This window comes from Marinobacter goseongensis, assembly GCF_023156235.1.
Lineage (GTDB): Bacteria > Pseudomonadota > Gammaproteobacteria > Pseudomonadales > Oleiphilaceae > Marinobacter > Marinobacter goseongensis.
The window spans coordinates 60,423-86,503 of record NZ_JAKZAI010000009.1; the positions used below are offsets into that span (position 1 = coordinate 60,423).

General features: G+C 58.1%; 21 protein-coding genes and 2 tRNA genes. 9 read left to right on the forward strand and 14 right to left on the reverse strand.

What is annotated here, in order from left to right; translation table 11 throughout:
* Positions 1 to 44: 44 nt before the first annotated feature.
* From topA to fadB, 3 genes are all read right to left on the reverse strand, one after another.
* Positions 45 to 2,681 (reverse strand): type I DNA topoisomerase, encoded by a 2,637-nt coding sequence (gene topA, locus MLC70_RS09850; protein WP_248183499.1) that lies wholly within the window; start codon positions 2,679 to 2,681, stop codon positions 45 to 47.
* 248 nt (positions 2,682 to 2,929) lie between these two features.
* The gene (fadA, locus tag MLC70_RS09855) at positions 2,930 to 4,105 is read right to left on the reverse strand and encodes an acetyl-CoA C-acyltransferase FadA (RefSeq protein ID WP_248183500.1); all 1,176 of its coding nucleotides are present in this window, start codon (positions 4,103 to 4,105) and stop codon (positions 2,930 to 2,932) included.
* A gap of 26 nt (positions 4,106 to 4,131) precedes the next feature.
* Positions 4,132 to 6,279, reverse strand: coding sequence for a fatty acid oxidation complex subunit alpha FadB (fadB, locus tag MLC70_RS09860; protein WP_248183502.1), 2,148 nt, complete (start codon positions 6,277 to 6,279; stop codon positions 4,132 to 4,134).
* Positions 6,280 to 6,717: 438 nt separating this feature from the next.
* On the opposite strand from fadB, the gene MLC70_RS09865 reads away from it, so the two are divergent.
* Both MLC70_RS09865 and MLC70_RS09870 read left to right on the forward strand, forming a co-directional pair.
* The gene (locus MLC70_RS09865; protein WP_248183503.1) at positions 6,718 to 7,533 is read left to right on the forward strand and encodes a hypothetical protein; all 816 of its coding nucleotides are present in this window, start codon (positions 6,718 to 6,720) and stop codon (positions 7,531 to 7,533) included.
* A 161-nt stretch (positions 7,534 to 7,694) separates the two neighbouring features.
* Positions 7,695 to 8,126, forward strand: coding sequence for a universal stress protein (locus MLC70_RS09870; RefSeq protein ID WP_248183504.1), 432 nt, complete (start codon positions 7,695 to 7,697; stop codon positions 8,124 to 8,126).
* A 57-nt stretch (positions 8,127 to 8,183) separates the two neighbouring features.
* Here the strand turns inward: MLC70_RS09870 and MLC70_RS09875 are convergent, their stop codons facing one another.
* From MLC70_RS09875 to MLC70_RS09905, 7 genes are all read right to left on the reverse strand, one after another.
* A complete protein-coding gene (locus MLC70_RS09875) occupies positions 8,184 to 8,855 on the reverse strand; it encodes a DUF6901 family protein (protein WP_248183505.1) in 672 nt (223 codons plus the stop codon).
* Positions 8,852 to 10,798, reverse strand: coding sequence for an ATP-binding cassette domain-containing protein (locus MLC70_RS09880; protein WP_248183506.1), 1,947 nt, complete (start codon positions 10,796 to 10,798; stop codon positions 8,852 to 8,854). The genes MLC70_RS09875 and MLC70_RS09880 overlap by 4 nt, the downstream gene beginning before the upstream one ends.
* A gap of 6 nt (positions 10,799 to 10,804) precedes the next feature.
* Entirely contained in the window at positions 10,805 to 11,599 is a 795-nt protein-coding gene (locus MLC70_RS09885; RefSeq protein ID WP_248183507.1) for an MOSC domain-containing protein, read from the reverse strand.
* A 131-nt stretch (positions 11,600 to 11,730) separates the two neighbouring features.
* Positions 11,731 to 11,806, reverse strand: a tRNA-Gly gene (locus MLC70_RS09890).
* A gap of 105 nt (positions 11,807 to 11,911) precedes the next feature.
* The gene (locus tag MLC70_RS09895; RefSeq protein WP_248183622.1) at positions 11,912 to 12,586 is read right to left on the reverse strand and encodes a murein L,D-transpeptidase catalytic domain family protein; all 675 of its coding nucleotides are present in this window, start codon (positions 12,584 to 12,586) and stop codon (positions 11,912 to 11,914) included.
* A 202-nt stretch (positions 12,587 to 12,788) separates the two neighbouring features.
* Positions 12,789 to 13,514 carry a TetR/AcrR family transcriptional regulator gene (locus tag MLC70_RS09900; protein ID WP_248183508.1) on the reverse strand — a complete coding sequence of 242 codons (726 nt, stop codon included), beginning with the start codon at positions 13,512 to 13,514 and terminating at the stop codon, positions 12,789 to 12,791.
* Positions 13,515 to 13,687: 173 nt separating this feature from the next.
* Positions 13,688 to 14,290, reverse strand: a complete 603-nt coding sequence (locus MLC70_RS09905) for a DUF924 family protein (RefSeq protein WP_248183509.1) — start codon at positions 14,288 to 14,290, stop codon at positions 13,688 to 13,690.
* A gap of 119 nt (positions 14,291 to 14,409) precedes the next feature.
* On the opposite strand from MLC70_RS09905, the gene MLC70_RS09910 reads away from it, so the two are divergent.
* The 4 genes from MLC70_RS09910 to MLC70_RS09925 all read left to right on the forward strand — a co-directional run bounded on the left by MLC70_RS09910 (position 14,410) and on the right by MLC70_RS09925 (position 16,454).
* Positions 14,410 to 14,778, forward strand: a complete 369-nt coding sequence (locus tag MLC70_RS09910) for a sirohydrochlorin chelatase (RefSeq protein WP_248183510.1) — start codon at positions 14,410 to 14,412, stop codon at positions 14,776 to 14,778.
* A gap of 40 nt (positions 14,779 to 14,818) precedes the next feature.
* Positions 14,819 to 15,721 (forward strand): TIGR01777 family oxidoreductase, encoded by a 903-nt coding sequence (locus MLC70_RS09915; RefSeq protein ID WP_248183511.1) that lies wholly within the window; start codon positions 14,819 to 14,821, stop codon positions 15,719 to 15,721.
* A complete protein-coding gene (locus MLC70_RS09920; protein ID WP_248183512.1) occupies positions 15,718 to 16,290 on the forward strand; it encodes a hypothetical protein in 573 nt (190 codons plus the stop codon). The genes MLC70_RS09915 and MLC70_RS09920 overlap by 4 nt, the downstream gene beginning before the upstream one ends.
* Before the next feature lie 88 nt (positions 16,291 to 16,378).
* Positions 16,379 to 16,454: transfer RNA gene (locus tag MLC70_RS09925), tRNA-Glu, on the forward strand.
* A gap of 12 nt (positions 16,455 to 16,466) precedes the next feature.
* Here the strand turns inward: MLC70_RS09925 and ccoM are convergent.
* On the reverse strand, positions 16,467 to 16,622 hold the full coding sequence (gene ccoM, locus MLC70_RS09930; RefSeq protein WP_248183513.1) for a cytochrome c oxidase subunit CcoM: 156 nt from the start codon (positions 16,620 to 16,622) through the stop codon (positions 16,467 to 16,469).
* A gap of 247 nt (positions 16,623 to 16,869) precedes the next feature.
* Between ccoM and MLC70_RS09935 the strand changes: the two genes are divergently transcribed.
* Genes MLC70_RS09935 through pta form a run of 3 tightly spaced genes read left to right on the forward strand, consistent with a single transcriptional unit; the run spans position 16,870 to position 22,709 of the window.
* Positions 16,870 to 19,287, forward strand: a complete 2,418-nt coding sequence (locus MLC70_RS09935) for a bifunctional diguanylate cyclase/phosphodiesterase (protein ID WP_248183514.1) — start codon at positions 16,870 to 16,872, stop codon at positions 19,285 to 19,287.
* Positions 19,288 to 19,331: 44 nt separating this feature from the next.
* Positions 19,332 to 20,528, forward strand: a complete 1,197-nt coding sequence (locus MLC70_RS09940; RefSeq protein WP_248183623.1) for an acetate/propionate family kinase — start codon at positions 19,332 to 19,334, stop codon at positions 20,526 to 20,528.
* A 27-nt stretch (positions 20,529 to 20,555) separates the two neighbouring features.
* Positions 20,556 to 22,709: a phosphate acetyltransferase gene (gene pta / locus MLC70_RS09945; RefSeq protein WP_248183515.1), complete on the forward strand. Its 2,154-nt coding sequence runs from the start codon at positions 20,556 to 20,558 to the stop codon at positions 22,707 to 22,709.
* 34 nt (positions 22,710 to 22,743) lie between these two features.
* Here pta and der read toward each other — a convergent pair whose 3' ends face one another.
* Genes der through MLC70_RS09960 form a run of 3 tightly spaced genes read right to left on the reverse strand, consistent with a single transcriptional unit; the run spans position 22,744 to position 26,049 of the window.
* Positions 22,744 to 24,165, reverse strand: coding sequence for a ribosome biogenesis GTPase Der (gene der / locus MLC70_RS09950; protein WP_248183516.1), 1,422 nt, complete (start codon positions 24,163 to 24,165; stop codon positions 22,744 to 22,746).
* A 55-nt stretch (positions 24,166 to 24,220) separates the two neighbouring features.
* Complete coding sequence (gene bamB / locus MLC70_RS09955; RefSeq protein ID WP_248183517.1) at positions 24,221 to 25,393, reverse strand: outer membrane protein assembly factor BamB; 1,173 nt, start codon at positions 25,391 to 25,393, stop codon at positions 24,221 to 24,223.
* Positions 25,393 to 26,049, reverse strand: a complete 657-nt coding sequence (locus tag MLC70_RS09960) for a YfgM family protein (protein ID WP_248183518.1) — start codon at positions 26,047 to 26,049, stop codon at positions 25,393 to 25,395. The genes bamB and MLC70_RS09960 overlap by 1 nt, the downstream gene beginning before the upstream one ends.
* Between the last annotated feature and the right edge of the window lie 32 nt (positions 26,050 to 26,081).

Here is a 26,081-nt window from a genome sequence, read left to right on the forward strand (position 1 = left end):
TCTGCCCCCTCACCCATCACGTTGAAGGGGCAACCGTCACAACCTTACTTTTCCTTCGGCTGCCACTTGCCGTTGGCGTACCAGGCTGACCACCCGGTGGCCTTGCCGTCCTTCTCGGACATCACATACTGCTCCTTGCTCTTCCTGCTGTAACGGATCACGGTAGGATTACCTTCAGGGTCACGCTCCGGTGCGTCCATCAGGTAATCGTACTTGGGATCAATCTCTTTGCGATGGGGTTTGATTTCCATCACCAGCGGTGGCCGGGTTTCACGGTTTTTCGGAAACTTGCTGGCCGCCAGGAACAGACCGGATGCACCGTCCCGCAGCACGTAGGTATCGTCCACCTTCTGGCATTGCAGTTCCGGCATCGGAACCGGGTCCATTTTAGGCGGTGCCGGCTCGCCGCTTTTCAGCAGTTTGCGGGTATTCTTGCACTCGGTGTTGGTGCATCCGAAGTACTTGCCGAAACGACCGGTTTTCAGCTGCATCTCGGAGCCACACTTGTCGCAATCCAGCGTCGGCCCCTCGTACCCCTTGATACGGAACGTTCCCGTCTCTACCTCGTAGCCGGAGCAATCCGGATTGTTACCACAAACATGCAGCTTGCGGCCTTCATCCACCAGGTAACTGTCCATCGCGGTACCGCACTTAACACACCGACGTTTTTTACGCAGCAGGCGGGTCTCGCCCTCACCTTCCACGTCGTCATCAGCACTGACTACCTCATCTCCCGACACCAGGTTGATGGTGGTTTTGCAACGCTCCTTCGGTGGCAGCGAATACCCTGAGCAACCCAGGAACACACCGGTGCTGGCCACACGAATCTGCATCGGCCGGCTGCACGTGGGGCACGGGATATCGGTCTCGGTGGGGGTATTGGCGCGCATCCCCCCCTCCTCAGTGCTCTCGGCGGTTTCAAGCTGTTTGCGGAAGCGACTGTAAAAATCGTTCAGGACCTTCTTCCATTGCACCTCTCCCCCGGCGATGTCGTCGAGTTCGTCTTCCATCTTCGCGGTGAAATCGAAGTCCATAAGATTGGGGAACGACTCGGACAACCGCTCGGTGACAATCTCGCCCATCTTTTCAGCGTAAAAACGACGGTTCTGCAACCGCACGTAGCCTCGGTCCTGAATGGTGGAGATGATCGAGGCGTAGGTTGAGGGGCGGCCAATGCCCTGCTTTTCCAATTCCTTGACCAGGCTGGCTTCGGTATACCTCGGCGCCGGCTTGGTGAAGTGCTGGGTCGGGTCCAGCTTGGCCAGATCCAGTGCCTCATCCACCTTGATGTCCGGCAGCGCCACGTCCTCGTCTTTCTTGGCAGACTGCGGCGCTGCTTTGAGAAAACCGTCGAACTTGATGATGCGACCGCGGGTGCGCAGTTCGTAATCGCCATTGGCCACCACGATGGACGTGCTCAGGAACTCAGCGTCCGCCATCTGGCAGGCCATGAACTGGCGCCAGATGAGATCGTAGAGCTTCTCGGCGTCCTTCTCGAGGCCACTGATGTCTGCCGGCCTGCGGCTCACCTCGGTCGGGCGAATGGCCTCGTGGGCCTCCTGAGCGCCTTCCTTGCTGCCGTATACCCTCGGCTTCTCGGGCAGATAGCGCTCGCCGAACTGTTTCTGGATGAAATCACGGCAGGTGCTGACTGCATCCTGACTCAGGTTGGTCGAGTCCGTTCGCATATAGGTGATGTAGCCGGCCTCGTAAAGGCGCTGAGCCAGCATCATGGTTTTCTTGACGCTGAAACCCATACGATTGCTGGCAGCCTGCTGCAGCGTCGAGGTGATAAACGGCGCCGACGGACGCGAGCGAGTGGGTTTGTCTTCCCGCTTGGCAACCCGGAACGAGCCCTCCTTGAGACGCTCAACGTGTTCGCTGCTCTGCTGCTCATTCACCGGACGGTAGGGCTTGTCCTGATAACGGGTAACCTCGAAGCGGACCGGCTCTTTAGCCTGTTTTGCGCCCAGATCCGCGTGCAGCTGCCAGAACTCTTCCGGAATGAACTTGCGGATTTCCCGCTCACGCTCGACGATCAGGCGCACCGCCACTGACTGCACACGACCTGCAGACAGGCCGCGGGCAAGCTTCGCCCACAGCAAAGGTGACACCATGTAACCCACAACACGATCCAGAAAACGTCGTGCCTGCTGGGCATTGACCCGGTTATTGTCGAGGGCGCCAGGATCTTCGAACGCGGCCTGAATGGCGCGTTTGGTGATTTCGTTGAACACCACACGGCGGTACTTTTCCGGCTCACCGCCGATGGTCTGCTGCAGGTGCCACGCGATGGCTTCCCCCTCGCGGTCCAAATCCGTCGCGAGGTAAATGTGGTCGGCGGACTTGGCCAGGCGCTTCAGTTCGCTGACCACCTTCTCCTTGCCTGGCAGAATCTCGTAACGTGCACTCCAGTCCTGATCCGGGTCGACACCCATGCGGGCGACCAGCTGTTCACGAGCTTTGCGCTTTTTGTGAGCCACCTTTTCTTCGGGGCTCAGTTTGCGCGTCGCCGCCGCCTGTTTCGCGCGCTCTTTGGGATCTGACTGAGAGCCGCTGCCGCTGACCGGAAGATCACGAATGTGCCCGACGCTCGACTTTACAATGAAGTCGGACCCCAGGTACTTGTTGATGGTCTTCGCTTTCGCAGGCGACTCGACAATAACGAGACTTTTACCCATATCGGAGATCTGTATCCTTGGCGATAATCGGTTAATAATTCAGCAAACCGTAAACTCGCTGTAAAATCAGTCGGCTAGAAAACACACCATAGCCGGAACATTGTATAAGTGCATTGTTTTACAGGGTCAACAAATGCAAGACAACCCATTCTTGGTTTTCCGTTCTGCTTTTTTTAAATGAAGCATAAACAGGAAGGCCCGGCAATTGCCGGGCCTCCTGAAGAACGTTGCCAATTCGGTTTACCGAATCACAGACGCTCCCACACGGTCGCAATGCCCTGGCCCAGACCAATACACATGGTGGAAACACCAAGCTTACCGCCTTTGGCCTGCATGACATTCAGCAGGGTGGTAGAGATACGTGCACCGGAGCAGCCCAGCGGATGGCCAAGGGCAATCGCGCCGCCGTTCAGGTTCACTTTCTCTTCCATTACACCCAGCAGTTTCAGGTCTTTCAGAACCGGCAGGGACTGACCCGCGAAGGCTTCGTTCAGTTCCCAGAAGTCGATATCTTCAACTTTCAGGCCTGCACGCTTCAGCGCCTTCTTGGTGGCCGGAACCGGACCGTAACCCATGATCGCGGGATCACAGCCGGCAACCGCCATGCTGCGGATCTTGGCAATTGGCTTCAGACCCAGCGCTTCAGCACGCTCGGCGGACATCAGCACCATGGCGGCAGCGCCATCGGTCAGCTGCGAAGAGGTGCCCGCCGTTACGGTACCGCTCTTCGGATCGAACGCCGGCTTGAGCTGGCCCAGGGATTCCGCGGTGGTCTCGGGACGGATGGTTTCGTCGTTCTCGATCAGCACCTTGAAGCCATTCTCGTCGTGACCCTCGATGGGCACGATTTCGTTCTTGAAACGACCCTCAACGGTCGCTTCCTGGGCCAGACGGTGTGAACGTGCGCCAAACTCGTCCTGCTGCTCACGAGTGATGCCATGCATCTTGGCCAGCATTTCTGCGGTCAGGCCCATCATGTTGGACGCCTTAGCAGAATACTTGGAGGCGGCCGGGTTGTGGTCGAAACCTTCAGTCATCGGCACGTGGCCCATGTGCTCCACACCACCAACCACAAACACATCGCCGTTACCGGTCATGATGGCCTGGGCGGCAGTATGGATCGCGCTCATGGCAGAACCACACAGACGGTTGACGGTCTGCGCGGCCGACTCGTGAGGGATTCGGGTCAGCAGGGAAATCTGCCGTGCCACGTTGAAACCCTGCTCCTTGGTCTGGTTCACACAGCCCCAGATCACATCTTCCACTTCTTTCGGCTCGAGCTTCGGGTTGCGCTCAAACAGTGCTTCGATCAGCGCGGCGGACAGAGTCTCGGCACGCACGTTGCGGAAGCAACCATTTTTGGCACGACCCATCGGAGTCCGCACGCAATCGACGACGACAACGTCTCTCGGATTAAGGCTCATAGATCTTTCTCCGTTCGGAATCAGGGTTAGCCAAAGAACTTCTTGCCAGTCTTGGCCATTTCACGCAGCTTCTCGGTCGGGTGGTATAGAGGACCCAGATCTGCATACTTGTCTGCCAGTTCGACGAACTTGTCCACGCCCAGGTCGTCGATATAGCGCAGGGCGCCACCACGGAACGGCGGGAAACCGATACCGAAGATCAGACCCATGTCCGCGTCGGCCGGATCCTCAACGATGCCATCTTCCAGACAGCGAACGGTTTCAAGGCACAGCGGGATCATCATGCGGGCGATGATGTCGTCTTCTTCGAAGTCTTTCTTGCTCTGAACGATCGGCTCAAGCAGCTTGTAGGTTTCTTCGTCGACAACCTTCTTCTGCTTGCCCTTCCGGTCGAGTTCGTACTTGTAGAAGCCCTTGTCATTCTTCTGACCGTAGCGCTTGTTCTCGAACATCACGTCAATGGCGGTGGTGCCTTCGTGCTTCATCCGGTCCGGAAAGCCATCAGCCATCACTTCACCAGCGTGCTTGCCGGTGTCCATGCCAACGACGTCCAGCAGGTATGCAGGACCCATCGGCCAGCCAAACTTTTCCATTACCTTGTCGACTTTCTGGAAATCAGCACCGTCACGCACCAGGCCGATGAAGCCACCGAAGTACGGGAACAGGACACGGTTGACCAGGAAGCCCGGGCAATCGTTTACCACGATCGGCGTCTTGCCCATCGCTTTCGCGTAGGCGACGGTGGTCGCGATGGCGCGATCACTGGTTTTCTTGCCACGGATAACTTCAACCAACGGCATCATGTGCACCGGGTTGAAGAAGTGCATGCCACAGAAGTTTTCGGGACGCTTCAGGTTCTTGGCCAGAAGGTCGATGGAAATGGTGGAGGTGTTGGACGTCAGGATGGCGTCTTCACGCACATTGTCTTCAGTCTCACGCAGAACCGCATCTTTTACCTTCGGGTTTTCAACAACCGCTTCAACCACCAGGTCAACGTTCTTGAAGTCACCGTAGTTGAGGGTCGGCGTGATGCTGTTCAGGACGTCAGCCATCTGCTCCGGCTTCATCTTGCCCTTCTGGACACGCTTGGTCAGCAGCTTCTTGGCTTCTTTCAGACCCAGGGCGATACCGTCCTGGTTGATGTCTTTCATGACAATCGGGGTGCCTTTCAGCGCTGACTGGAACGCCACGCCGCCGCCCATGATACCGGCGCCGAGAACAGCGGCCAGGTTGACATCATTGGCTTCCTTCTCCCACGCCTTGGCCTTTTTCTTGAGTTCCTGATCGTTCAGGAACAGGCCTACCAGACAGGCCGCAACGTTGGTTTTGGCCATTTTGGCGAAGCCTTTGGCTTCCACTTCGATGGCCTTGTCACGGGTCATGCCGGCGTGCTTCTGCATGGTCTTGATGGCTTCAACCGGCGCAGGATAGTTCCGACCCGCTTTGGCACCCACAAACGCCTTGGAGATCTCGAACGCCATCATGCTTTCCATGGCGTTCAGCTTGATCTTGCCCTTCTTCTCGTCACGACGGGCCTGGTAATCCAGCTTGCCCTCGTTGCACTGGTTGATGATGGCAACGGCAGCTTCTACCAGCTTGGCAGACTCGACGACGGCATCAACGGCACCGGTTTTCAGCGCAGCGTCAGCGCGGTTTTCAGTACCACCGCAAATCCACTCAACAGCGTTATCCACACCCACCAGGCGGGACAGGCGAACGGTACCGCCGAAGCCCGGGAAGATGCCCAACTTGACTTCCGGCAGACCCACTTTGGCCTTCGGATCCATAACCCGGTAGTCGGTGGCGAGACACATTTCAAAACCGCCACCCAGCGCCATACCGTTGATGGCAGTCACGGTCGGGAACGGCAGGTCTTCAATAGCGTTGAAGACGTCATTAGCCTTGAGGTTGTTGGCTACCAGATCCTCTTCCGAGCCGGCAAACAACTCGGTGAATTCGGTAATGTCGGCACCAACAATGAAGCTGTCCTTGGAGCTGGTTACCACCAGACCCTCGAGTTTCTTCTGCGCTTTCAGTGCGTCAGTCGCGGCGTGGAGCTCTTCAATAGTGAGACGGTTGAACTTGTTGACTGACTCGCCCTGCAAGTCAAAGTTCAACTGAGCGATCCCGCCTTCGATCTCTTTAACCGTGATGGCTTTACCTTCGTAAATCATCAACTGATCTCCAGTCTGTGTTTGGAACTGCCTGCAAACGCTTCGCCTTCAGGAGGTGGTCGGCAAAGGCCTGCGGATGCAGCGAGATTTCGGTCACTGCCCGATAAACCGATTCAAAATTCATACAGTCGTTTGAATCGTGAGGGCACACGATGAAAAAAAACAGCTCATTTGTCAATTTGTTTCGGAAAAATCGGCGCAAAAGTCTCCACGTCCGTGAAGGCACCGGGGAATTTGTGGTTTGGATTTGTTGTTTTTCAGTGCGGTACATCCATGTCTGAACAGGAAACCGGAACTTCGTCACGCAAATTTGTCAGTTCTTTACAATTGCCCCGTGTTACGGGCTGTAAAACCGCTTGATCGGCCGGTAGAGTTACTTTACCTTCGGTTTAAGACCTTAGTCCACAATAATAAAACCCATTGACGGAGACATTTCCGATGTACGACGCTCGCCTGCGGGTACGCTCACTGGTGGCAGCTTTGATTCTGCTAGCCCTCACCTCCCTGACGGCCCGGGCAGAAACCGGAGACGGATTCCTGGCGGATCTCCACAACTTCCGTGTCAGCAATTACCTCGCCCTTGATGCCTACTACCGTTTCAGTGCCACAGGGGACACCGACACTCTCAACGAAATCGTCGGCAGTATCAATGAAGCCAATACCTCCATGAACGATCTGGCCGAAAGCACAGTCGGCATTCTCAGCGAGGAGCAGGTTGAAGGCCTCAACCAGGCCTTCGACACCTTCAAGAATCTGATGCGCGACAACATCAATGATGTGCGCAACACCGGCTACCCGGATTTGAGGCTGGTTTCTGACATGGCCAACCAGGCCTCGGCCCTGAGCGAAAAGGCCACAGCGCTCTACGTGATTGCCCAGGACAGCGGCGAAACCGGCGACAACCCGCGGGTGGAAGCGGCCCGTTCAGCCGCCATCACAATGGCACAAATGATGGCCAAGTACTCCGCTCGCACCCATTCAACGGTTGCTCAGACATTCCAGGGCTCCTCCTCTGACATCCCGCTTGATGAGCAGGCGCTGGAATTCGACGCCCTGCTCAGTGAAATCAACAAGGGCTCCAGTGAAGGCCAACTGAATACCGCACTCAACGACCTGTCCTCGAAATGGCAGTTCATTCGCGGCTCTTACATCAACTATAACGATAACAACGTGTCGTTCGTGATTGACCGATATTCGAAGGGCATTCTGCAGGGGCTGTCCACCGCCATTGAACTGCTGCAGGAAAACGCCTGACCTACCCGGGGCTGCGCCATCGCGGCCCCTCGCCTGCGGTCTTCGCTAACGTTAACCGCCCCGCTTCTTGATGCCCGTCACTTCCCGCCCCCAACAACTCGACTATCCTGAGTTCATTGTTATGCTGTAAGACAACACCCTGTTCGCCAAGGAGCAATGCGATGCCTACATACAAGAAAGTGCTGGTTGCCATCGACCTTACCGAAGAGGCACCACAGGTGCTGACCAAGGCCGTGGAGGTCTGCAGGGCACACCAGGCCGAACTGGTCCTGGTACATGTGGTTGAGCCGGTAGGCTACGCCTATGGCGGCGACATCCCGATGGATCTGACCGAACTGCAGGACCAGCTCGACAAGGCTGCCAGGGAACAGCTGACGACCTATGGAACCCAGTATGATGTTCGCGAGGAGAATCAGGTGGTGTCCGTCGGCCGGCCAGAATCGGAAATTCACCGACTGGCGAAGGAACACGGCGTGGATCTGGTGATCGTGGGAAGCCACGGGCGAAAGGGGTTCCAGTTGCTACTGGGCTCAACGGCAAACGGCGTTCTGCACGGTACCGAGTGCGACGTACTGGCCGTACGCATTCATTGACAGGTTGTGCCCGGCGCCGCACATCCGGCACCGGGCACATCCGCTGTCAACACGGGGTCAGTGCTCTGCCCCACCCTCCATTTTGCTCTCCAGCTTACGCAACTGACTTTCCAGGGAGAAACTGACACTGGAAGCCATCGAGAAAAAGTTCAGTAATGCCTTGAGGTTGCTGTCGCCTTTGCAGACCGAGTGAATCCTTTGCCACAGTGCCTGGTTGACCAGCTGTAACCGCTGATTGCGCTCCACCAGCCCTTTCAGATCCCAATCGGGGTCCCGGTGATTACGCTGGGCAAAGTACTGCTGCAACAGATAATGGGACACGCTGCGCATGATAAATTCATCGGTGCTGGCGAACGGCAGATGATGCACCGCCATCGGCTTCAATTCGCCCAGCACGGGGCACCCACTCGTGGCCATTTTCAACCCCAACAGCGAACGCAACGCTTCCTCAAGCGCCGTGGTCTTGGAATAGGTGCGCCTGTCGTCGGTGACGGACACATCCACTTTCTGATAGGCATCTTCCGCCTGAAAGGCATTGACCACCGGCAGAATTTCAATGGCAGCCGGACAGTGGGGAGAGTTCGCGGACTTCAGTGGACAATTGGAGCACTGACAGTGCTCCAGCCGCGTCCATGCCGGCGGGGGCGAGACCACCTCAGCCGGCTGGTCGGTGACCTTGAATTCAACCTGACGCCCATCCTGAAATTTGAAATTGTAATTAACGTTCATTGATTGGCCTGTTCTTCCAGCTCCATCCACCGCTCGATAACCTTTTCCAGACGGGATTCCGTTTCTGTCAACGCATCCAGAGTCGCCGAGACTTCGTTCGGTGGGCCTGAATAAAAGTCCGGATCAGAAATGCTTGCCTGCAATGCAGCCACTTCGCTCTCCAGAGCCTCAATTTTGCCCGGTAATTCCTCAAGCTCAAGCTTAAGCTTGTAACTGAGTTTTACCGGTTTCGTTTTTGTGGATTCCGCCACAGCTACGGGCTCTTTCTGCTCTGGTATCTCGCTTTTTTCAATACTGGGCGCGGGTTCCGGTTTGACAGGCTTTCGCGTAGGCGCCGCTTTCTGTTCCGCAGGGAATGCGCCACCTTGACGCCGCCAGTCGCTGTAGCCGCCCACATACTCTTTCACGGCGCCACTGCCATCCAAAAAGATGGTGTCGGTGACAACGTTGTCCAGAAACTCCCGGTCGTGACTGATCACAATCACTGTACCCTTGAATTCCACCAGCTGGGCCTCCAGCAACTCCAGAGTTTCGACATCCAAATCGTTGGTCGGCTCGTCGAGCACCAGAATATTGGCGGGCTTGCTGAACAGTTTGGCGAGCAGCAGCCGCGCCCGCTCGCCGCCGGAAAACACGCTTACCGGTGAGCGGGCGCGCTGCGGACTGAACAGGAACTCCTGCAGGTAGCCCAGCACATGCTTGCTCTGGCCGTTGATTTCAATGAACTCACGGCCCTCTGACAGGTTGTCCAAGGCATTGCGCTCCAGATCCAGTTCACCGCGCAACTGGTCGAAGTACGCCACTTCCAGATTGGTTCCGCGTCGGATACTGCCCTCTGTCGGCTCCAGATCACCCAGCAACAGACGAACCAGGGTGGTTTTACCGGTGCCGTTCTCACCTACCAGACCGATCTTGTCGCCTCGCAGAATCGTCAGATTCATGTCGCTGAGCACTGGCGTAGCATCTGGGTAGCGGAATCCGGCCTCTTTCGCCTCAACCACCAGCTTGCCGGAGCGCGCCGCATCCTCGACCACGAAGCTGGCAGTGCCGCCGCGCACTCGCCGTTGACGATGCTCTTCACGCATGGCCTTGAGGGCGCGAACGCGCCCCATATTGCGGGTCCGTCGTGCCTTGATGCCCTGTCGAATCCACACCTCTTCCTGCTTGAGGCGCTTGTCGAACAGCGCATTCTGCCGCTCCTCTTCCTCAAGCGCTTTTTCCTTGAGTTCGAGGTATTTGTCGTAACTCGCTGAAAAGCTGACCAGTTTACCTCGATCCAGCTCCACAACCCGGGTCGCCATTTTCCGAATAAAGGCTCGATCGTGACTGACGAACAGCATGGCACCACGAAACTGACCGAGGGCCTCTTCCAGCCAGGCGATGGCGGGGACATCCAGGTGGTTGGTCGGCTCGTCCAGCAACAGGATGTCCGGTTCTGCAACCAGCGCCTTTGCCAGCAGAACGCGGCGCTGCCAGCCACCAGACAGGGTGTTCAGGCGCTGTTCGGGATCGATGCGATACTGTGCAAGTATGGCGGTGACTTTCTGATCCAGACGCCAGCCATCCAGTGCCTCCAGACGCTCCTGCACTTTCATCATTTCATCAAGACTGGCCTCGTCGGCATTCTGGGCAAGCGCGTGAAACCGGGTAAGCAGCTGCCCTGTTTCCGGGAACGCACTGGCAACCGCCTCATAAGCCGTGCGGGTATCGGTGGCCGGCAGGTTCTGCGGCAACACTGCCAGTACCGCGCCCTCGTCCAGCCGCACTACTCCTCCATCGGGGGTCACGTCACCGCTGACAATCTTGAGCAGCGTTGATTTCCCCTCTCCGTTTCGACCCAGAAGGCAAACACGCTCTCCTGCTTCAATATTCAGCGAGGCCTGGTCCAGCAATGGCTGCATACCAAAAGCCAGGGAAATGGCATCCAGCGTTAACAATGGCACCTGTTGTTACTCCGTGGTTCTGTGAATGACCGGATCGCCAACACTGATCCGACCCGGTGTTTCGTGAATCCCATTCATACCGAAAATGACGCCATCCTCAGTACGCCGGTATTGCCCCAGGGTTCGAAGGGGTTGAAGGCTGGCAGCTTTGGTGCCTGTCAACGGATCAACGGTTGTCATCACGCAGCGGGAACAGGGCTTGACCAACCTGACCCGCTGATCCGCAATCTGAAGTTCATGCCAATGGTCCTCCTGCCACGCACCGGCGCCCTCAATCACAATATTGGGACGGAAGCGGATCATCTCCACCGGAGTTTCAAGGCGCGTGTTGAGCTCCTCGAGCGACAACAGATTGGCCACCAGCAGCGGAAATCCATCGGCGAAACCCACCCGCCTGATGTCCGTCACCCGACCGGCATCAACTCGGCGAAAGGTCTCATCCGGCATATAAACAAACCGGAGATCCGTGCCACAAAACCGACTCAGTGCCGCAGAGGCAACCGGCTCGCCCAACAGGGCTTTTACCCAGTCCTGCCAGATCCGGGCGCGAGTTTCATTCGCGGTTGCCTGCAACGGGAACCTGCCCTCGCCGGGTATGGTTACGGTAACACAATCGCCGTCGATGGATGTCGTCACCGTTGCCAGTTCGGGATGATCGCGTTGGGTCACAAACTGATCATCGGCATCAACGATCATCCAGCGGCGATCTCCCCGCGGTCCGAAGTTATCCAGGCCGAATGAGGACACAGGAATGCCAGCAAGGGACTTGACCGGATACAGATACAGGGCATGAACGCGCACGTTGGCTCCCACGGCTGGCAGAATAGAAATGCAGGGCCAGAGAGTATACCCGAGTTGACCGGAAAACGTGGAAATTGGAGGGGGCCGAAACGAAGAAACCCGGCCGTTTTAAAGGCCGGGTTTCCGGAATCTGGAGCGGGAAACGAGATTCGAACTCGCGACCCCAACCTTGGCAAGGTTGTGCTCTACCAACTGAGCTATTCCCGCAATTCGGTGCTGGCTTGAGGCCGACAACGGAGGCGTATTCTACGGATTCACTGGCGGCCGTCAACCACTTTTTTTCATGTTTTTGACGGCCTGATGGAACCGTGATCAGGTCCGGCTGGCGCCCTGCTCAGACGCACTGGCCATACGCCCAGTATCACAGTTCAGGTAGCCGGAAGACTGCAACCATTCCTGGTCGGGGTAATACTTGAACACCAACTGCCCCCCTTTGAGGTGATCAACCACCTGCCTGACCACCTGCTGATCAACGGCAGGGCAGCCATGGCTGCGGCCAATGCGCCCGTAATCCTTTACCCAGGTGTCGTTTACATAGTCGGCCCCGTGAATAACGATGGCACGCTGGCGCGCCAGATCGTTGATGCCCGGCTCCAGGCCGTCCAGCCTGAGCGAATAACCGTGTTTACCCCGGTAGGATTCACTGGCCCTGAACAGGCCGATGCTGGACTGGTGGCTGCCCTCGATGTTTGAGAATGCGTTGGACTCCAGCGTGCCGGAGTTCTTGCCATGCGCCACCAGATCCTGCAGCACAAGTTCGCCGGTCTGCAGATCAAAAATCCAGAGCCGCTCGACACTGGACGGCAGGGAAAAATCGATCACCGCGAGCCTGGCCGGCATCTCGACGCCGTTGCGCACTGCGCAGGCCGACGCGCTCAGTGCGCTCTGAAGAACATCCACATTCAGCGTGGGTGCAACACTTGATAGCCGGGAAAAAAGCGATGGGTCAAAGTCAGACGCGCTGGTCAGTGCCGGGAGGGCGAGCATGAGGGCCACCGTAGTAGCCCGGAAAACGCCGTGTTTTGACTGTTTCGGTTTCAGCATTCCGTCAATCCTGTCAGTCCAGCTCAACAAATGGTCAGCGGGCATCAGCCCGAGCCTGAGCTCAAGTGTCGGCTATTCTAACAGGGAAATTCGCGACGCTCGTCATGTTGTACATTGTTTATACAATTTACCACACAAGAGCACATCAGACGGCGAGCACCAGGCCAACGATCCGCCGCACAGCCTCCTCAAGTGCTTCCGGGTTGGCCGCCTGCCGATTCAACAAATGGTCATAACCCAGGCCCAGTACGACGCTTACCAGAAGCGAGGCATCCCGTGCCGGCGCCGGCGAGTCCAGACGCTGCAGAATCTGCTCGAGGCCGGCAACCCACACACTGCGGTACGTCCGGGCGAGTCCAGCGAGCTGATCGTCTCTCAGGGATTCCATCAGGAACACCTGCTCCGCCAGCATTTGCTCCCGGCGCTGCGTAAACTGCTGATCCAGATAAGCAGTCGCGATAGCGCTCAGACGCGATGCCAGGGCCTGACGACCAGCCCCACCACGCGACAGAGGCTCTGGCGGCATGTTGTCAAGCACCAGATTAACGGTGTCGTAAAAACACCCCAGTTCCTCGCGGGCCCGCTCCGCAAACAGCATGAAGGCGTCGCTGATGAGCTCGTCAATGTCGCGAAAGTAATACGTGGTTGCGGCCAGCGGCACCTTGGCCTCGCGGGCAACTGCCCGATGCTTGATACCCCGCAGGCCCTCCCGCGCAGCAATGCGCAGCGTCGCCTCAAGGATCTGTAATCGCCGGTGTTCGCTTTTCGCTCTTGCGGCCTTGCGGCCATGATACTGAATGGATTCCCGAAACGAGCGTTCTTCCGGCAGCTCCTGTGAATTCCATACGTTTATGGTTTGCGCTTGCCCCATGACCCCTGTCCTGTTTCGTCGCCTTCGCATCCGATGCTGTGCCGGACACTTTGCCGGTCCGCCCGGAGTTATTGTTATGTTTTGTAAATAATGACGGAAACGGAGGTCTGAAACCTTGACGGGTTCGGCAGTTTTCACCTTCTGAGACGGTAATCTGCACAACGCATAGGCCACTACTGACCGAAACGTCGCCCCTGCTCCAGATAACGCAATTCATCAGGGGTAGAGGGGCGCTTGAGAGCTGTATTGCGATGGGGAAAACGGCCGAACTCGCACACTATATCCCGATGATCTCGGGCCGCCTGCAGGAAGCTCTGCATGAGATTGCCCACAAGGCCCTCCGTCGATGCTGCCAGCTGCTCGTAACACTCGAGCGACAGGTCCTGGTCAGCGCGCCGTTCCGAGTGCTCCAGAGGCATATACAGAAACGCCCTTTGCACCGGGGGCAACATCATATCCTGGCCTTTTTCCATGGCCTGCCGGGTCAGGCTGCGCGCAAGCCGGTCGTGCTCGAAAGCCAGAGCGCTGCCACGGAAAATATTGCGGGTGAATTGATCCAGCAGCAGGATTTCAGCCAGCACCCCGCCGGGATGTTTTCGCCAGTGGTTCAGGCCGCCTTCGGATGCAAACAGCACCAGCGACAGAAACCGGTGGCGGATTTCCTGATCGAAGCGTCGGTCCGCACGGAACCAGCGTTTGCGATGTTCGTGGTCCGGCAGTCCTTCATCACCAAGTTCACCGAACCAGAAATCCAGAATGTCTTTCCAATCGAACATACCGGGGTATCCTGACCTGCAGAGTTTGGGGATTCACGGGCCCGTGCCCGTGGCCTATGGGTTACACTTTATGAAAAGCGTCTACGATAACAAGCTACAGATTGTTCACAGGAGCCCACATGGCCGAAGCGCACCGCATCATTCTCCTCGCACACGGCAGCAGCGATGCCCGCTGGTGCGAGACGTTCGAAAAACTGGCCGCGCCCACCGTTGAGTCGGTGCCCGGAGCGCGTGTTGCCTATATGGAACTCGCCGAGCCCTCCCTGGAGCGCATCGTAGAGGAAGGGGTTCAGGAGGGCGTTCGGCATTTCCGGGTTGTACCACTCTTTCTGGCCGCAGGGCGACATCTGCGCAAGGATGTGCCCGCCATGATCGACGCGCTGGAACAGACTCATGGCGTGTCGATTCATCTGGCGCCACCCATTGGAGAAAATCCGCAACTTGGTGACGCGATTCGCGATGTCGTGGAGCAGGAACTGGCAAAATAACCGCCCCGGTGACGCAAAACCGGGATAAGGGAGCTATCGAATGAGCAAACGCATTCTTGTCACCGGCGGCACCGGCTACATTGGCCAGGTCCTGTGCCCGAAACTCAATGCCCAAGGCCACAACCTGACCGTACTGAGCCGTCGGCCGGAAAATGACGTGCGGGCGATCTGTGGCCGCGTCGAAGCGGTATCGGATCTGGCGTTGCTGAGAGAACACCCCGGTTTTGACGCCATCATCAACCTAGCCGGTGAAGGCATTGCCGACAAGCGCTGGTCGGAACAACGCAAACAGGCACTCAGAAGCAGCCGCATCGGCCTGACTCGTGACCTGGTCAACGTCGCCAGAAGTTGGGCGACCAAACCGACGGTGTTGGTATCCGGATCGGCGGTAGGATTCTATGGCGATCAGCGCGATGCCCGGGTAACCGAGGCGACAGCGCCCAATGACGAGTTTACTCACCGTCTCTGCCGCGACTGGGAAGCAGAAGCGCTCAAGCTGGAAGACGACGGGGTGCGGGTATGCCTCTCGAGAACCGGCGTGGTGGCGGGTTCCGGCGGGGGCTTTCTGCAGCGGATGGTGCTGCCTTTTCGTCTCGGGCTGGGCGGAAGACTGGGCTCCGGCAGGCAGTTCATGCCCTGGGTGCACCGCGATGACGTTGTCGCCGCGCTGATGTTCATGCTCGAATCAGAGCAGGCCTCCGGCCCCTATAATGTGGTCAGCCCCAACCCGGTCACAAACCGGGAATTCACCCGTTGTCTCGCGAAGGCCGTCCATCGGCCGGCGCTATTCCCGGCGCCTGAGCCTGTCTTGAAACTGGTCCTCGGCGAGATGGCCCGACTGCTTCTGACCGGCCAACAAGCCGTCCCGGAGCGGCTGCAACAACAGGGTTTCCAGTTCACTCACCCTCAACTGCAGGAAGCGCTGGAGAGTTGCGTCCGGTGATCGCGCTACGGCTGCTGCAGCCTGTCATTGCTGTCACCCTGGCCATGGCGTTGTGGCCCGGCCAGGCGGCGGCCGAAGACCGCGGTCACAGCTTCAAAACCTGCAGTCTGATTACCGCTGAATACCTGACGGTGTTGCAGTTGGCCTCCCGTGGCCTCGATGAAACCACGCTGAACGCGTCGCTGCCTGACATCAGCGCGGCGGCCAGACAACGGGTCGACAGCCTCCTCGCCCTGTCTCGCAAAGAGGGGCTGGTTGACACCCATTCTCGGGTCCACTCTGAATACGCTGCCTGCGCCCGCCAGGTTTTCACGCGGCTCGGAATGCCCGAGGCCGGCACTCGCGACAGCGCTTTTCACTTCTGTGCCGGAGAAAACCGGGTTCGGTACGAAATCACACTCGCGGCCGTTATGGAAGCACCGGTGGAAGACGTGAAGCGAAGCCTTGAGCCTCAGCACCACGCTGTCGCCGAAGCGATTTATCGCATTTTTGAAGCCGAGGGACCGTTGGTAACCTTCGACCATCTCGCCGGGGAACTGAAGCACTGCCTGAACGACCCCGGGGCCTGATTTTTTTTCAAAAAAACTGTTTGACAGAGAAATCGTCGTTACTTAATATACGCGCCACCTCGACGAGGCAAGTCAGTAAGAACGTTGCGTCCCCTTCGTCTAGTGGCCTAGGACTCCGCCCTTTCACGGCGGCAACAGGGGTTCGAACCCCCTAGGGGACGCCAATTCTCTCTCTGTCACACCGGCTTTCCTTTCGGGCTCCGGACATTTTTACTGTCACCGTTTCTCTGCTGCTTTGCATCTCGCATTACGAACACGCCCACCGCAACCAGAAAGCCGATCATCAACAACACTGTTGCAATACCGGCAAATACCACCGCATCCATATACATAGCCTGATCTCCACCTTCGTTTTGTCTGATGGTTTTCAGATTACGCCTGCGGCGCTTCCACCGTATTGACCTGCATCAAACTGTCCGCGCGGGACATGGCCTTCAAAAGCCGGAACCGGGCCACACTTCTCTCTATTTTTCCCTTATTTGCAAGGCACTTGAAAGAAACTGCTGCTATAGTCCTGAGGATAACCAACGCTCAACTCTTGTTCCTCGATAAACTGGCCAGGGTGGCTGAACTAGCAGCATGCAGAAACTGTCGACACGTCTTCAACGTTTCCGGACGGGGTCTCCTCTTTCATTTCGGCTGCTTGCATGGATACTTCTGTTCAGCTCACTTTTCACACTGATTGCCTCTGCCATCCAGCTGCACTCCGATTACCGCAAAGACCTCCTGAAGATAGACAGCCGGATGCTGGTGGTGGAAACGGGCTATGCCTCCAGTCTGGCCCGCAGCTTGTGGGCATTGGATCAAAAACTTCTGCAAACCCAGATGGAAGGCATACTCAGCATGCCCGACGTCGTCCACCTCCGCCTGAGGATCGAGCCCGATTCTGAGCTGGTCATGGGCGAGATTCCCCGGCAGGCCAAAACCACCTCCCACAGTTTCGAACTGATTCATCGGGGCGATGAAATGTTCAAACTCGGGGAACTGACCGTCACCGCAGACCTGAATCGCGTATACGCCGACATGCAGCGCAAGGTCGGCTTTATTCTGGTCACCCAGTTCTTCAAAACCTTTCTGGTGTCCATCCTGATCATCTGGATCTTCCAGTATTTTGTGACCCGGCATTTGTCCGCCATGGCCGATTATGCCCGTGAATTTTCTCTGACCAACCCCACCAACCCCCTGCGGCTGGATAGGCCAGACACGCCGCGCAATCGCCGGGACGAACTGGCACAGGTCACCGATGCCATCAATCACATGCGTGAGCGCTTGAATGAAGATGTGGCACGGCAGGAACGGGATGCGGCTGAAATCCGGAAATTCTCCAAGGCCATTGAACAGAGCCCGTCGTCGGTATTGATCTGCGACCGCCAGTGGCGGATCGAATTTGCCAACCAGAAGTTTACCCAACTGACCGGCTATGACGCCGAAACGATTCACGGTAAACACCCGGGAGCCCTGTCCGAGAACGCCATGGAGCATCGGGAAACCCGTAATCTGTGGCAATCCATCCGCCTGCAGGTTCAGCGCGTGGGCGTCTGGCAGGGTGAAGTGAACAGCGTAAGGCGGAACGGTGAACGTTTCTGGGAGCAGCTGATCGTAACGCCCATCAAGAATTCCAGCGGCGAGGCCACCGGTTACCTGATTCTCGGTGAGGACATCAGCATCCGCAAACGCTATGAGCAGCAGCTGTTGCGGCAGGCCAACTACGACATTCTGACCGGCCTGCCTAATCGCATGCTGGCACTGGACCGCCTGAAACTGGCCCTCGCCCAGGCACGACGGGAAAATTCGCTGGTCGGCGTGATGTTTCTCGACCTGGACAACTTCAAACATATCAACGACACCCTCGGCCACGACGCCGGCGATAACCTGTTGATTGAGGCCGCCCGCCGCATCTCCAGTTGTCTGCGCGGTACCAGTACCGTCGCGCGACTGGGGGGCGATGAGTTCCTGGTGATCCTGCCAGGTCTGGCAGGACCTGAAGCAACCTCCCAGGTGGCGGAGCGCATCCTGAAAACCTTCGAGCCAGCCTACCTGCTCAATGGCCAGGAAGTGTTCGTCACCACCAGTATCGGGATTGCCATGTTCCCGACCGATTCCGATAACAGTGGCACCCTGCTCCAGCACGCGGACGCCGCCATGTACCAGGCCAAACATAAGGGCAAGAGTTCCTTTGCCCACTTTGCACCGGAGATGACCGAAGTCTCCCATGAACGACTGCAGATGGAATCGAGGATGCGGCGGGCCTTGGAGCTGAACGAATTCGAGCTGTATTTTCAGCCGATTGTTCACACCGACTCCGGGGCCCTGTGCAGCGCCGAAGCCCTGCTACGCTGGAACAATCCCACCATGGGTATGGTCATGCCTGACCGTTTTATCCCGCTGGCCGAAGAAACCGGCCTGATCATACCGATTGGCGAATGGGTGCTGCAGGAGGCCTGTAAAAAAGCCGTGCAATGGCGGGAGATAACCGGCACCGATATTGGCGTGTCGGTGAACGTTTCGCCACGCCAGTTCCGCGATCAGGGTTTCACCGCCGCCGTCATGGACGCCCTGCACAACAGTGGCCTTGCCGCCGAGAGACTGGAGCTGGAAATTACTGAACGGTTGATCCTGGACAACACCATTGAAACCGCTGACATCCTCAAGCAACTGGATGCTGCCGGAATCCGGCTGTCGGTCGACGATTTCGGCACCGGTTACTCCGCCCTGAGCTACCTCAAGAGCTACCCCTTTGATACCCTCAAGATCGACAAGTCCTTCGTTCAGGACGTCATGAAAGAGCAGGAAGACGCATCGCTGGTCAAGGCCATCATAAACATGGCCCACAGCCTGGGCCTCTCGGTCATCGCCGAGGGCGTCGAGGAAGAAGCACAGACCCACTTCCTGCAACAGCAAGGGTGTGACTACTCACAGGGCTATTTCTACAGCCGCCCCGTCCCCCACGCTGATTTCGAGACATGGTTGCGCACCAACCATCGCGCACAAGCCTGACAGAGGCACATCAGAAGCCTGATTAAAGGAGCATGATTCGTTTCATGGAAGCCATGGTACTGGTTATCAACTGCGGCAGTTCATCGCTCAAGGTGGCACTGTTTGACACCTCACTGAACAAATTGGCCGCTGGCCTGGCCGAACGGATCGGTGGCCCTGATGCCTTTGCCAGCCTGACCGGCACCCGGGACACCCTGCCGCTGGCGACCAATGCCGGTCATAAAGAGGCACTGCAGACCCTGATAGACGCACTGCGGGCTCAGGGCCTGTTGCGCGAAGCCCCGGTCGCAATTGGCCACCGGGTGGTTCATGGTGGCGAAACCTTCCGGGAAGCTGCACTGATCAACAACCCTGTCCTGTCCGCCATTCACGAATGCGCCAGCCTCGCGCCACTGCACAACCCGGTCAATCTGGTCGGTATCGAGGCCACCCGCGAACTGTTCCCAGGTGTCTCCCAGGTAGCGGTATTTGACACCGCGTTCCATCAGACACTGCCGGATTACGCCTACCGGTACGCGCTGCCGGAGCGCCTCTACAAGGACTGGGGCGTGCGCCGCTATGGATTCCACGGCACCAGCCACAGCTTCATGGCCAGCGAGACCGCGCGGCTTCTGAATCAGTCGCCGGAAACGACATCCATTATTTCCGCACACCTTGGCAACGGCTGCAGCATCACTGCGATACGGGATGGTGCCAGCGTAGACACCAGCATGGGACTCACACCGCTCGAAGGACTGGTGATGGGCACCCGCAGTGGCGATATCGATCCCGGCCTGTTCGACTTTCTGCGCTCCAAAGGCATCAATGCGGAGGACCTTCACCGCTTACTCAACCATGACAGTGGTCTATTGGGACTGTCCGGCGAAACCAATGACATGCGATCCCTGTGTGAACTCGCCGAACAGGGCCATGAAGCGTCGGCACTGGCTATCGAGGTTTTCTGCTTCCGGCTGGCGCGCTACATTGCAGCGATGATGGCCTCACTCACCCGCCTCGACGCTCTGGTGTTCACCGGTGGTATCGGGGAAAACAGCGCGCTCGTGCGCAGCAAAACTCTGGCTCACCTCTCCCTGGTCGGGCTCTCGCTCGACGCCGAGCGGAACCGGGATCATGGAAAACAGAGCGAATACCGCATCGAGAGCGGCGACAGCCGCTTCCGTATCCTGGTCATTCCCACCAACGAGGAACGGGTTATCGCCAGCGAAGCCCTGACCATCGCCCGGTCAGGCGCCAGTCACTGATACCGCATCTCCAGAAAGGACCCGCTCATGGCGAAAAGTCTGTTTATTGCTCCAACCTCCCTCGATTCCGGTCTCACCTCGGTCTGTCTCGGGCTGTTCCGCGCGCTGGAGCGCCAGGGGGTCAGTGTGGGCTTCTACAAACCCTTCAGCCAATCCGTCCATCAGGGCGAGTCACAGCACAACGATGGTAAGGACACCTCGATCGCCTTCGTGCGCGCCCGAAGCCATCTCGTGCCCCCCGATCCGATTGATCTCAAGGAAGCACAGCATCTTCTGAACAAGGGCAAGGCCGACCTGCTGATGGAAACCCTGGTCGGTGAGTACCAGAAGGTAGCCAGCATCGTCGATGTGGTGATTATCGAGGGGCTGGTTCCGGACCGCAGCGAGGCCTACATTGCCCGCCTGAATGTGGAGGTCGCACGCAATCTTGGCTCCGAGGTCATTCTGGTCAGTACTCCCAAGGACCTCTCTCCGGAAAAGCTGGATGAGGAGCTGGATTTCTCGTCTCGCCTGTTCGCGGATCCCTCCGACCCGGATGTGATCGCGGTGATCCTCAACAAAGTGGGAGAGCCGGAACGTTCGGAATTCACGCCAAGAATCAATTCCCACGCGGCTGGCGGCGATGTGGATTTTGCGACACGCTGCGCCGTGTTCCGCGACGGCCGGTTCCGGCTGCTGGCCAGCATTCCGTGGCAACCGGAGCTTTTAGCGGTGCGGGTTTCCGACATTGCGCGGGAAACCGGTATGCCCGTGTTACATGAGGGCCATATGCACACGCGCCGGGTGCAGAAAGTCTCGGTGTGTGCCCGCACCATTCGCAACATGGTGGATACCCTGAAACCCGGGACGCTGATGGTGACTCCGGGCGACCGTGAGGATATCGTCGTGGCGACCGCGGTGGCCGCGCTCAACGGCGTGCCACTGGCCGGACTCATGCTGACCGGCGGCCTCATGCCCGATGACCGTGTAATCGATCTGTGCCGGCGTGCCTTGGACACCGGGCTGCCGGTGCTGCGCGCGGACAGCAACACCTATGAGACCGCGCACCAGCTGGCCAACCTCTCCAACGCCATCCCCATTGACGATCCCGATCGCATCGAAAGCGCCATGGAGGCCGTCGCTAGCCGCATGGACACCGAATGGCTCCAGGAGCACCTCAAGGTTCATCGCCAGAGCCGTCTCTCACCGCCCGCATTCCGGCATCGGTTGTCCGAGCGTGCCCGGGCCGCGGCCAAACGGATCGTACTGCCGGAGGGTAACGAGCCCCGCACGGTTCAAGCGGCTATCATCTGCCATCAACGAGGGCTGGCAACCTGCGCGCTGATCGGCGAGCCTGCCGATATCCGTAATGTGGCCAACTCCCAGGGGCTTGAACTGCCCGAGGACATCGAGATCATCGACCCCGCAAAAGACCGTGAAAAATACGTGGCAGCCATGGTGGACCTGCGCAAGCACAAAGGGCTGACAACCGACATGGCCGACGCCATGCTGGAGGACAACGTGGTACTCGGCACCATGATGGTGGCGATGAACGAAGCCGACGGGCTGGTCTCCGGTGCGGTCCATACCACGGCCAATACCGTGCGCCCTGCCCTGCAACTGATCAAAACCCACGATCAGGCCAAAGTCGTATCCTCGGTGTTCTTCATGCTGCTGCCCCAGCAGGTGGTAGTTTACGGAGATTGCGCCATCAACCCCGACCCCAACGCCGAAGAGCTGGCCGACATTGCCATCCAGAGTGCGGAGTCAGCGGAAGCGTTTGGCATCGAACCCGTGGTCGCCATGATCAGCTACAGCACCGGTGAGTCAGGCAGCGGCCAGGATGTTGATAAGGTTCGGGAGGCCACCCGGATTGCCCGTGAGCGCCGCCCGGACCTGCTGATCGACGGTCCACTGCAGTACGATGCCGCCGCCATTGAGAGCGTCGCTAAAAGCAAGGCGCCGAACAGCAAGGTGGCCGGTCGTGCCACGGTGTTTATCTTCCCCGACCTGAACACCGGAAACACCACCTATAAGGCGGTCCAGCGAAGTGCCAACGTGATCAGTATTGGTCCGATGTTGCAGGGTCTGCGGAAGCCGGTGAACGATCTGTCACGTGGCGCACTGGTGGAAGACATCGTCTTCACCATCGCACTGACGGCGGTTCAGGCAAAACAGGTGGAGGATGCGGGGCTTGCATAACAGCCCCTTGGAGTTGCTAAAGGTCGTTTGAGGCCTAACGCTTCTTGCTTTTCATCCGGGGCTTTTTGGTTCGACGCCCCGCCTTGATATCGTTGTCTTTCTTGACCTTCTGGCGTGGCGTCAGGCGGTCGACCTTGTGGGCAAACGGGTTCTCGCTGGAGCGAAACTCGAAACGGATGGGAGACCCGGTCACTTTCAGCACCTTGCGGAAAGTGTTTTCCAGGTAACGCTTGTAGGATCCCGGCAGAGCGTCGGTCTGGTTGCCATGCACCACGATCACCGGCGGGTTGGAGCCCCCCTGGTGCGCATAGCGCAGTTTGATCCGGCGGTTGTGTACCATCGGCGGCTGATGCTGGGCAATGGCATCCTCGAGGATGGCCGTAAGCCGGTTAGTGGGCCACTTTGCCATGGCAGAGTCGTAGCAGGCCTGGACGGAATCGTACATCACGCCCACCCCGGACCCGTGCAGTGCAGAGATGTAGTGTTTGTCGGCGTAGTCGAGAAAATCGAGGCGTCGCTGCACCTGCTCCTTCACCCTCGCCCGGTCTTCCGGATCCATGCCGTCCCATTTATTGACCGCAATCACCAGCGACCGGCCCGCATCCAGCACGAAGCCGATCAGATGCAGATCCTGATTCATCAAACCATCGCGGGCGTCAATCACCAGAATCACCACATGGGCGTCATCAATGGCCTGCAGCGTCTTGATGATGGAGAATTTCTCCACCACCTCGTGCACATTTTTGCGACGGCGCACGCCCGCTGTGTCGATCAACGTGTATTGCTTGTCCTGACGCTCAAACGGAATGTAGACGCTGTCGCGGGTGGTACCCGGCATGTCGTACACCACCACCCGATCCTCACCGAGCATACGATTGACCAACGTCGATTTACCGACGTTCGGCCGCCCGACAATGCCGATACGGATACCAGGATAACGGTCTGCCCGATCCTGCTCTTCCCGCTCTTCCTCCGAAGGCAAAAGTAGCGTTAGCATCGAGCGGATCCCTCGATTATGGGACGCCGCGATCATGAAGGTGGAATCAAACCCAAGGCTGTAAAAATCGGAAGCGGCAATATCCGGATCCTGGCCGTCGGTTTTGTTCACCACCAGATGGGCACGCTTGCCTGTCTTGCGGAGGTGGTTGGCGATCAGCTCGTCGCCCGCCATCAAACCGGATCGGCCATCCACCAGAAACAGAACAATATCCGCCTCTTCGATTGCCTGCAGGGACTGGCGCGCCATTTCCGCGTCCAGGCCCTCTTCGTCACCGGTCAGGCCGCCGGTATCGATGACAATGAAACGCTGCCCCTCATGGTTGCCCTCACCGTATTTCCGGTCACGGGTAAGCCCGGGGAAATCCGCGACCAGCGCATCCCGGGACCGCGTCATCTGATTGAAAAGAGTCGATTTACCGACATTGGGTCGGCCGACAAGGGCAATTACAGGGGTCATAGTGTTCCGCTACAAAAGATTATCCGGGCCCTTGTGGACCCGGAGAAGGAGGCGATCAGTCGCTTTCCTTGAGTTCAAGCACGCTCAGTTTACCGCTGTTCCCGAACACCAGCAGCTTGCCATCGCGCAGCCGCTGGGCAGGCACACGAAGACCTTCATCGTCAAATTCCAGCTGGCCCTGAAGCGAGCCGTCTTCCAGCGACAGCATATGAATGTAACCTTCGAAATCCCCCACCAACAGGTAGTCACCGTAAACCACCGGCTGAGTAGTCTGGCGCCACGATAGCCTGTCCTGAGTCCACAGCTCACGGCGGTTCGAGCCCTGATAGGCAATGATGTCTCCATTGGCAGAGGAAACGTACAGGTTACCCGCACCTATCATGGGGGAATGAAGGCTGGAGGCACTGCGGCTCCAGATTTCCTCGCCATTACGCAGGTCCACCAGCGCCAGCTTGCCCTGATAACCGACCACCAGGGCCGCATTCTCCAGGATCAGTGGCTGGCTGGTCACATCCACCAGGCGTTCAAGCTCGGTACGCCCCTGCGCCTGTCCTACCTCATATTGCCAGGCCGGCTGGCCGTTCTTGGCAGACAAGGCCATCAGTTTGCCATTGGCAAAACCGGCCAGCACCAGCTCGCTACCCACCAGCGGTGGTGATGCCGCACGGATCGACAGTACCGGAACAACGCCGTCGTACTGCCAGTTGAGCTCACCGGAGGCGGTATCAAAAGCCAGCACTTTACCGTCGGTGGTCTGAATCACCACGATGTCGCCATTGGACTGCGGCATCGCCAGCACCTCGTTCGGCAGCGGCTCTTCCCAGATCACGTCTCCGGTATCCCGGGACAGCGCCACGAGCTGGGCGTCACGGGTCACCAGGTACAGTTGCGCACGATCACCGCCCAGACCGGCAAACACCTGCCTGTCCAGTTCCTGATACCACTCAACCTTGCCGTTCTCTGCCTGCACGGCGTATACGTCGCCGTTGGCCGCCGCCACATAGATAAGCTCACCGGTGTTCAGGGGCGTGAGGTAGAGAAACTGTTCCCCGTGGCCGTCGCCCACATCCATGGTCCAGACGCTGTCGAGTTCCACGGTGGTTTCGATCTCAGGGACCGGCGCAGGTTCCTCGATAGGCTCCCGCGTGCTACACCCGGCCACCAGAGTTGCTAGCAACGCAGCACCGATAAAACGACTGGCAATGGGCCGATCAGAAAACCAGGGCATTAGGCACCCCCTTGAACGCCGAGATCCGACAGTTTCAGCTCGAGAACGCCGCTGCGGCCCTGCTGACTCTGTTCGCGGGCAGCGAGGTAGGCTTCCCTGGCACCCTCACGATCACCCTTGGCCAGCAGAATGTCTCCGCGCAGTTCTGCGTAGATCGAAGCAAATGCCTGGTTGTCACCGGCAGCGTCCAGGGTGGCCAGAGCTTCGTCGTATTGTTCGGCAGCAAATTGGGCACGGGCCAGGCGGTTACGAATAACAAACGACAACGCGGTGCCGTCATCGATCCTGCTTTGAGCCCATTGCAGGGATTCAACGGCCGCCCCTGCGTCGCCCTGATCCATCAGTTGCTGACGGGCCAGCAGAAGCATGCCGTAGACCGCGTAGGCACTGTCAGAAAACTCTTCTTTCAGATTGCCGGCAACGAACGCCACAGTTTCGCCACTGTTGTCATCAGACTGATCGCTGTAGGCATTGAGCAGATTAGCAAACTGGGACGCCGCTTCGGTACGCTGCGTTTGCTGATGGTTCTGCCAGGTCTGCCAGCCAAAGACAATCGCCAGGGCTGCACCGATACCGATCAGAAGCGAACTGCCGTTCTTCTTCCACCAGTCCTTGATCGCCTGAATCTGTTCTTCCTCAGTCCGCAATTCAGCCATGATGACTCCTGTGATAAACGTTTTTATAAGTG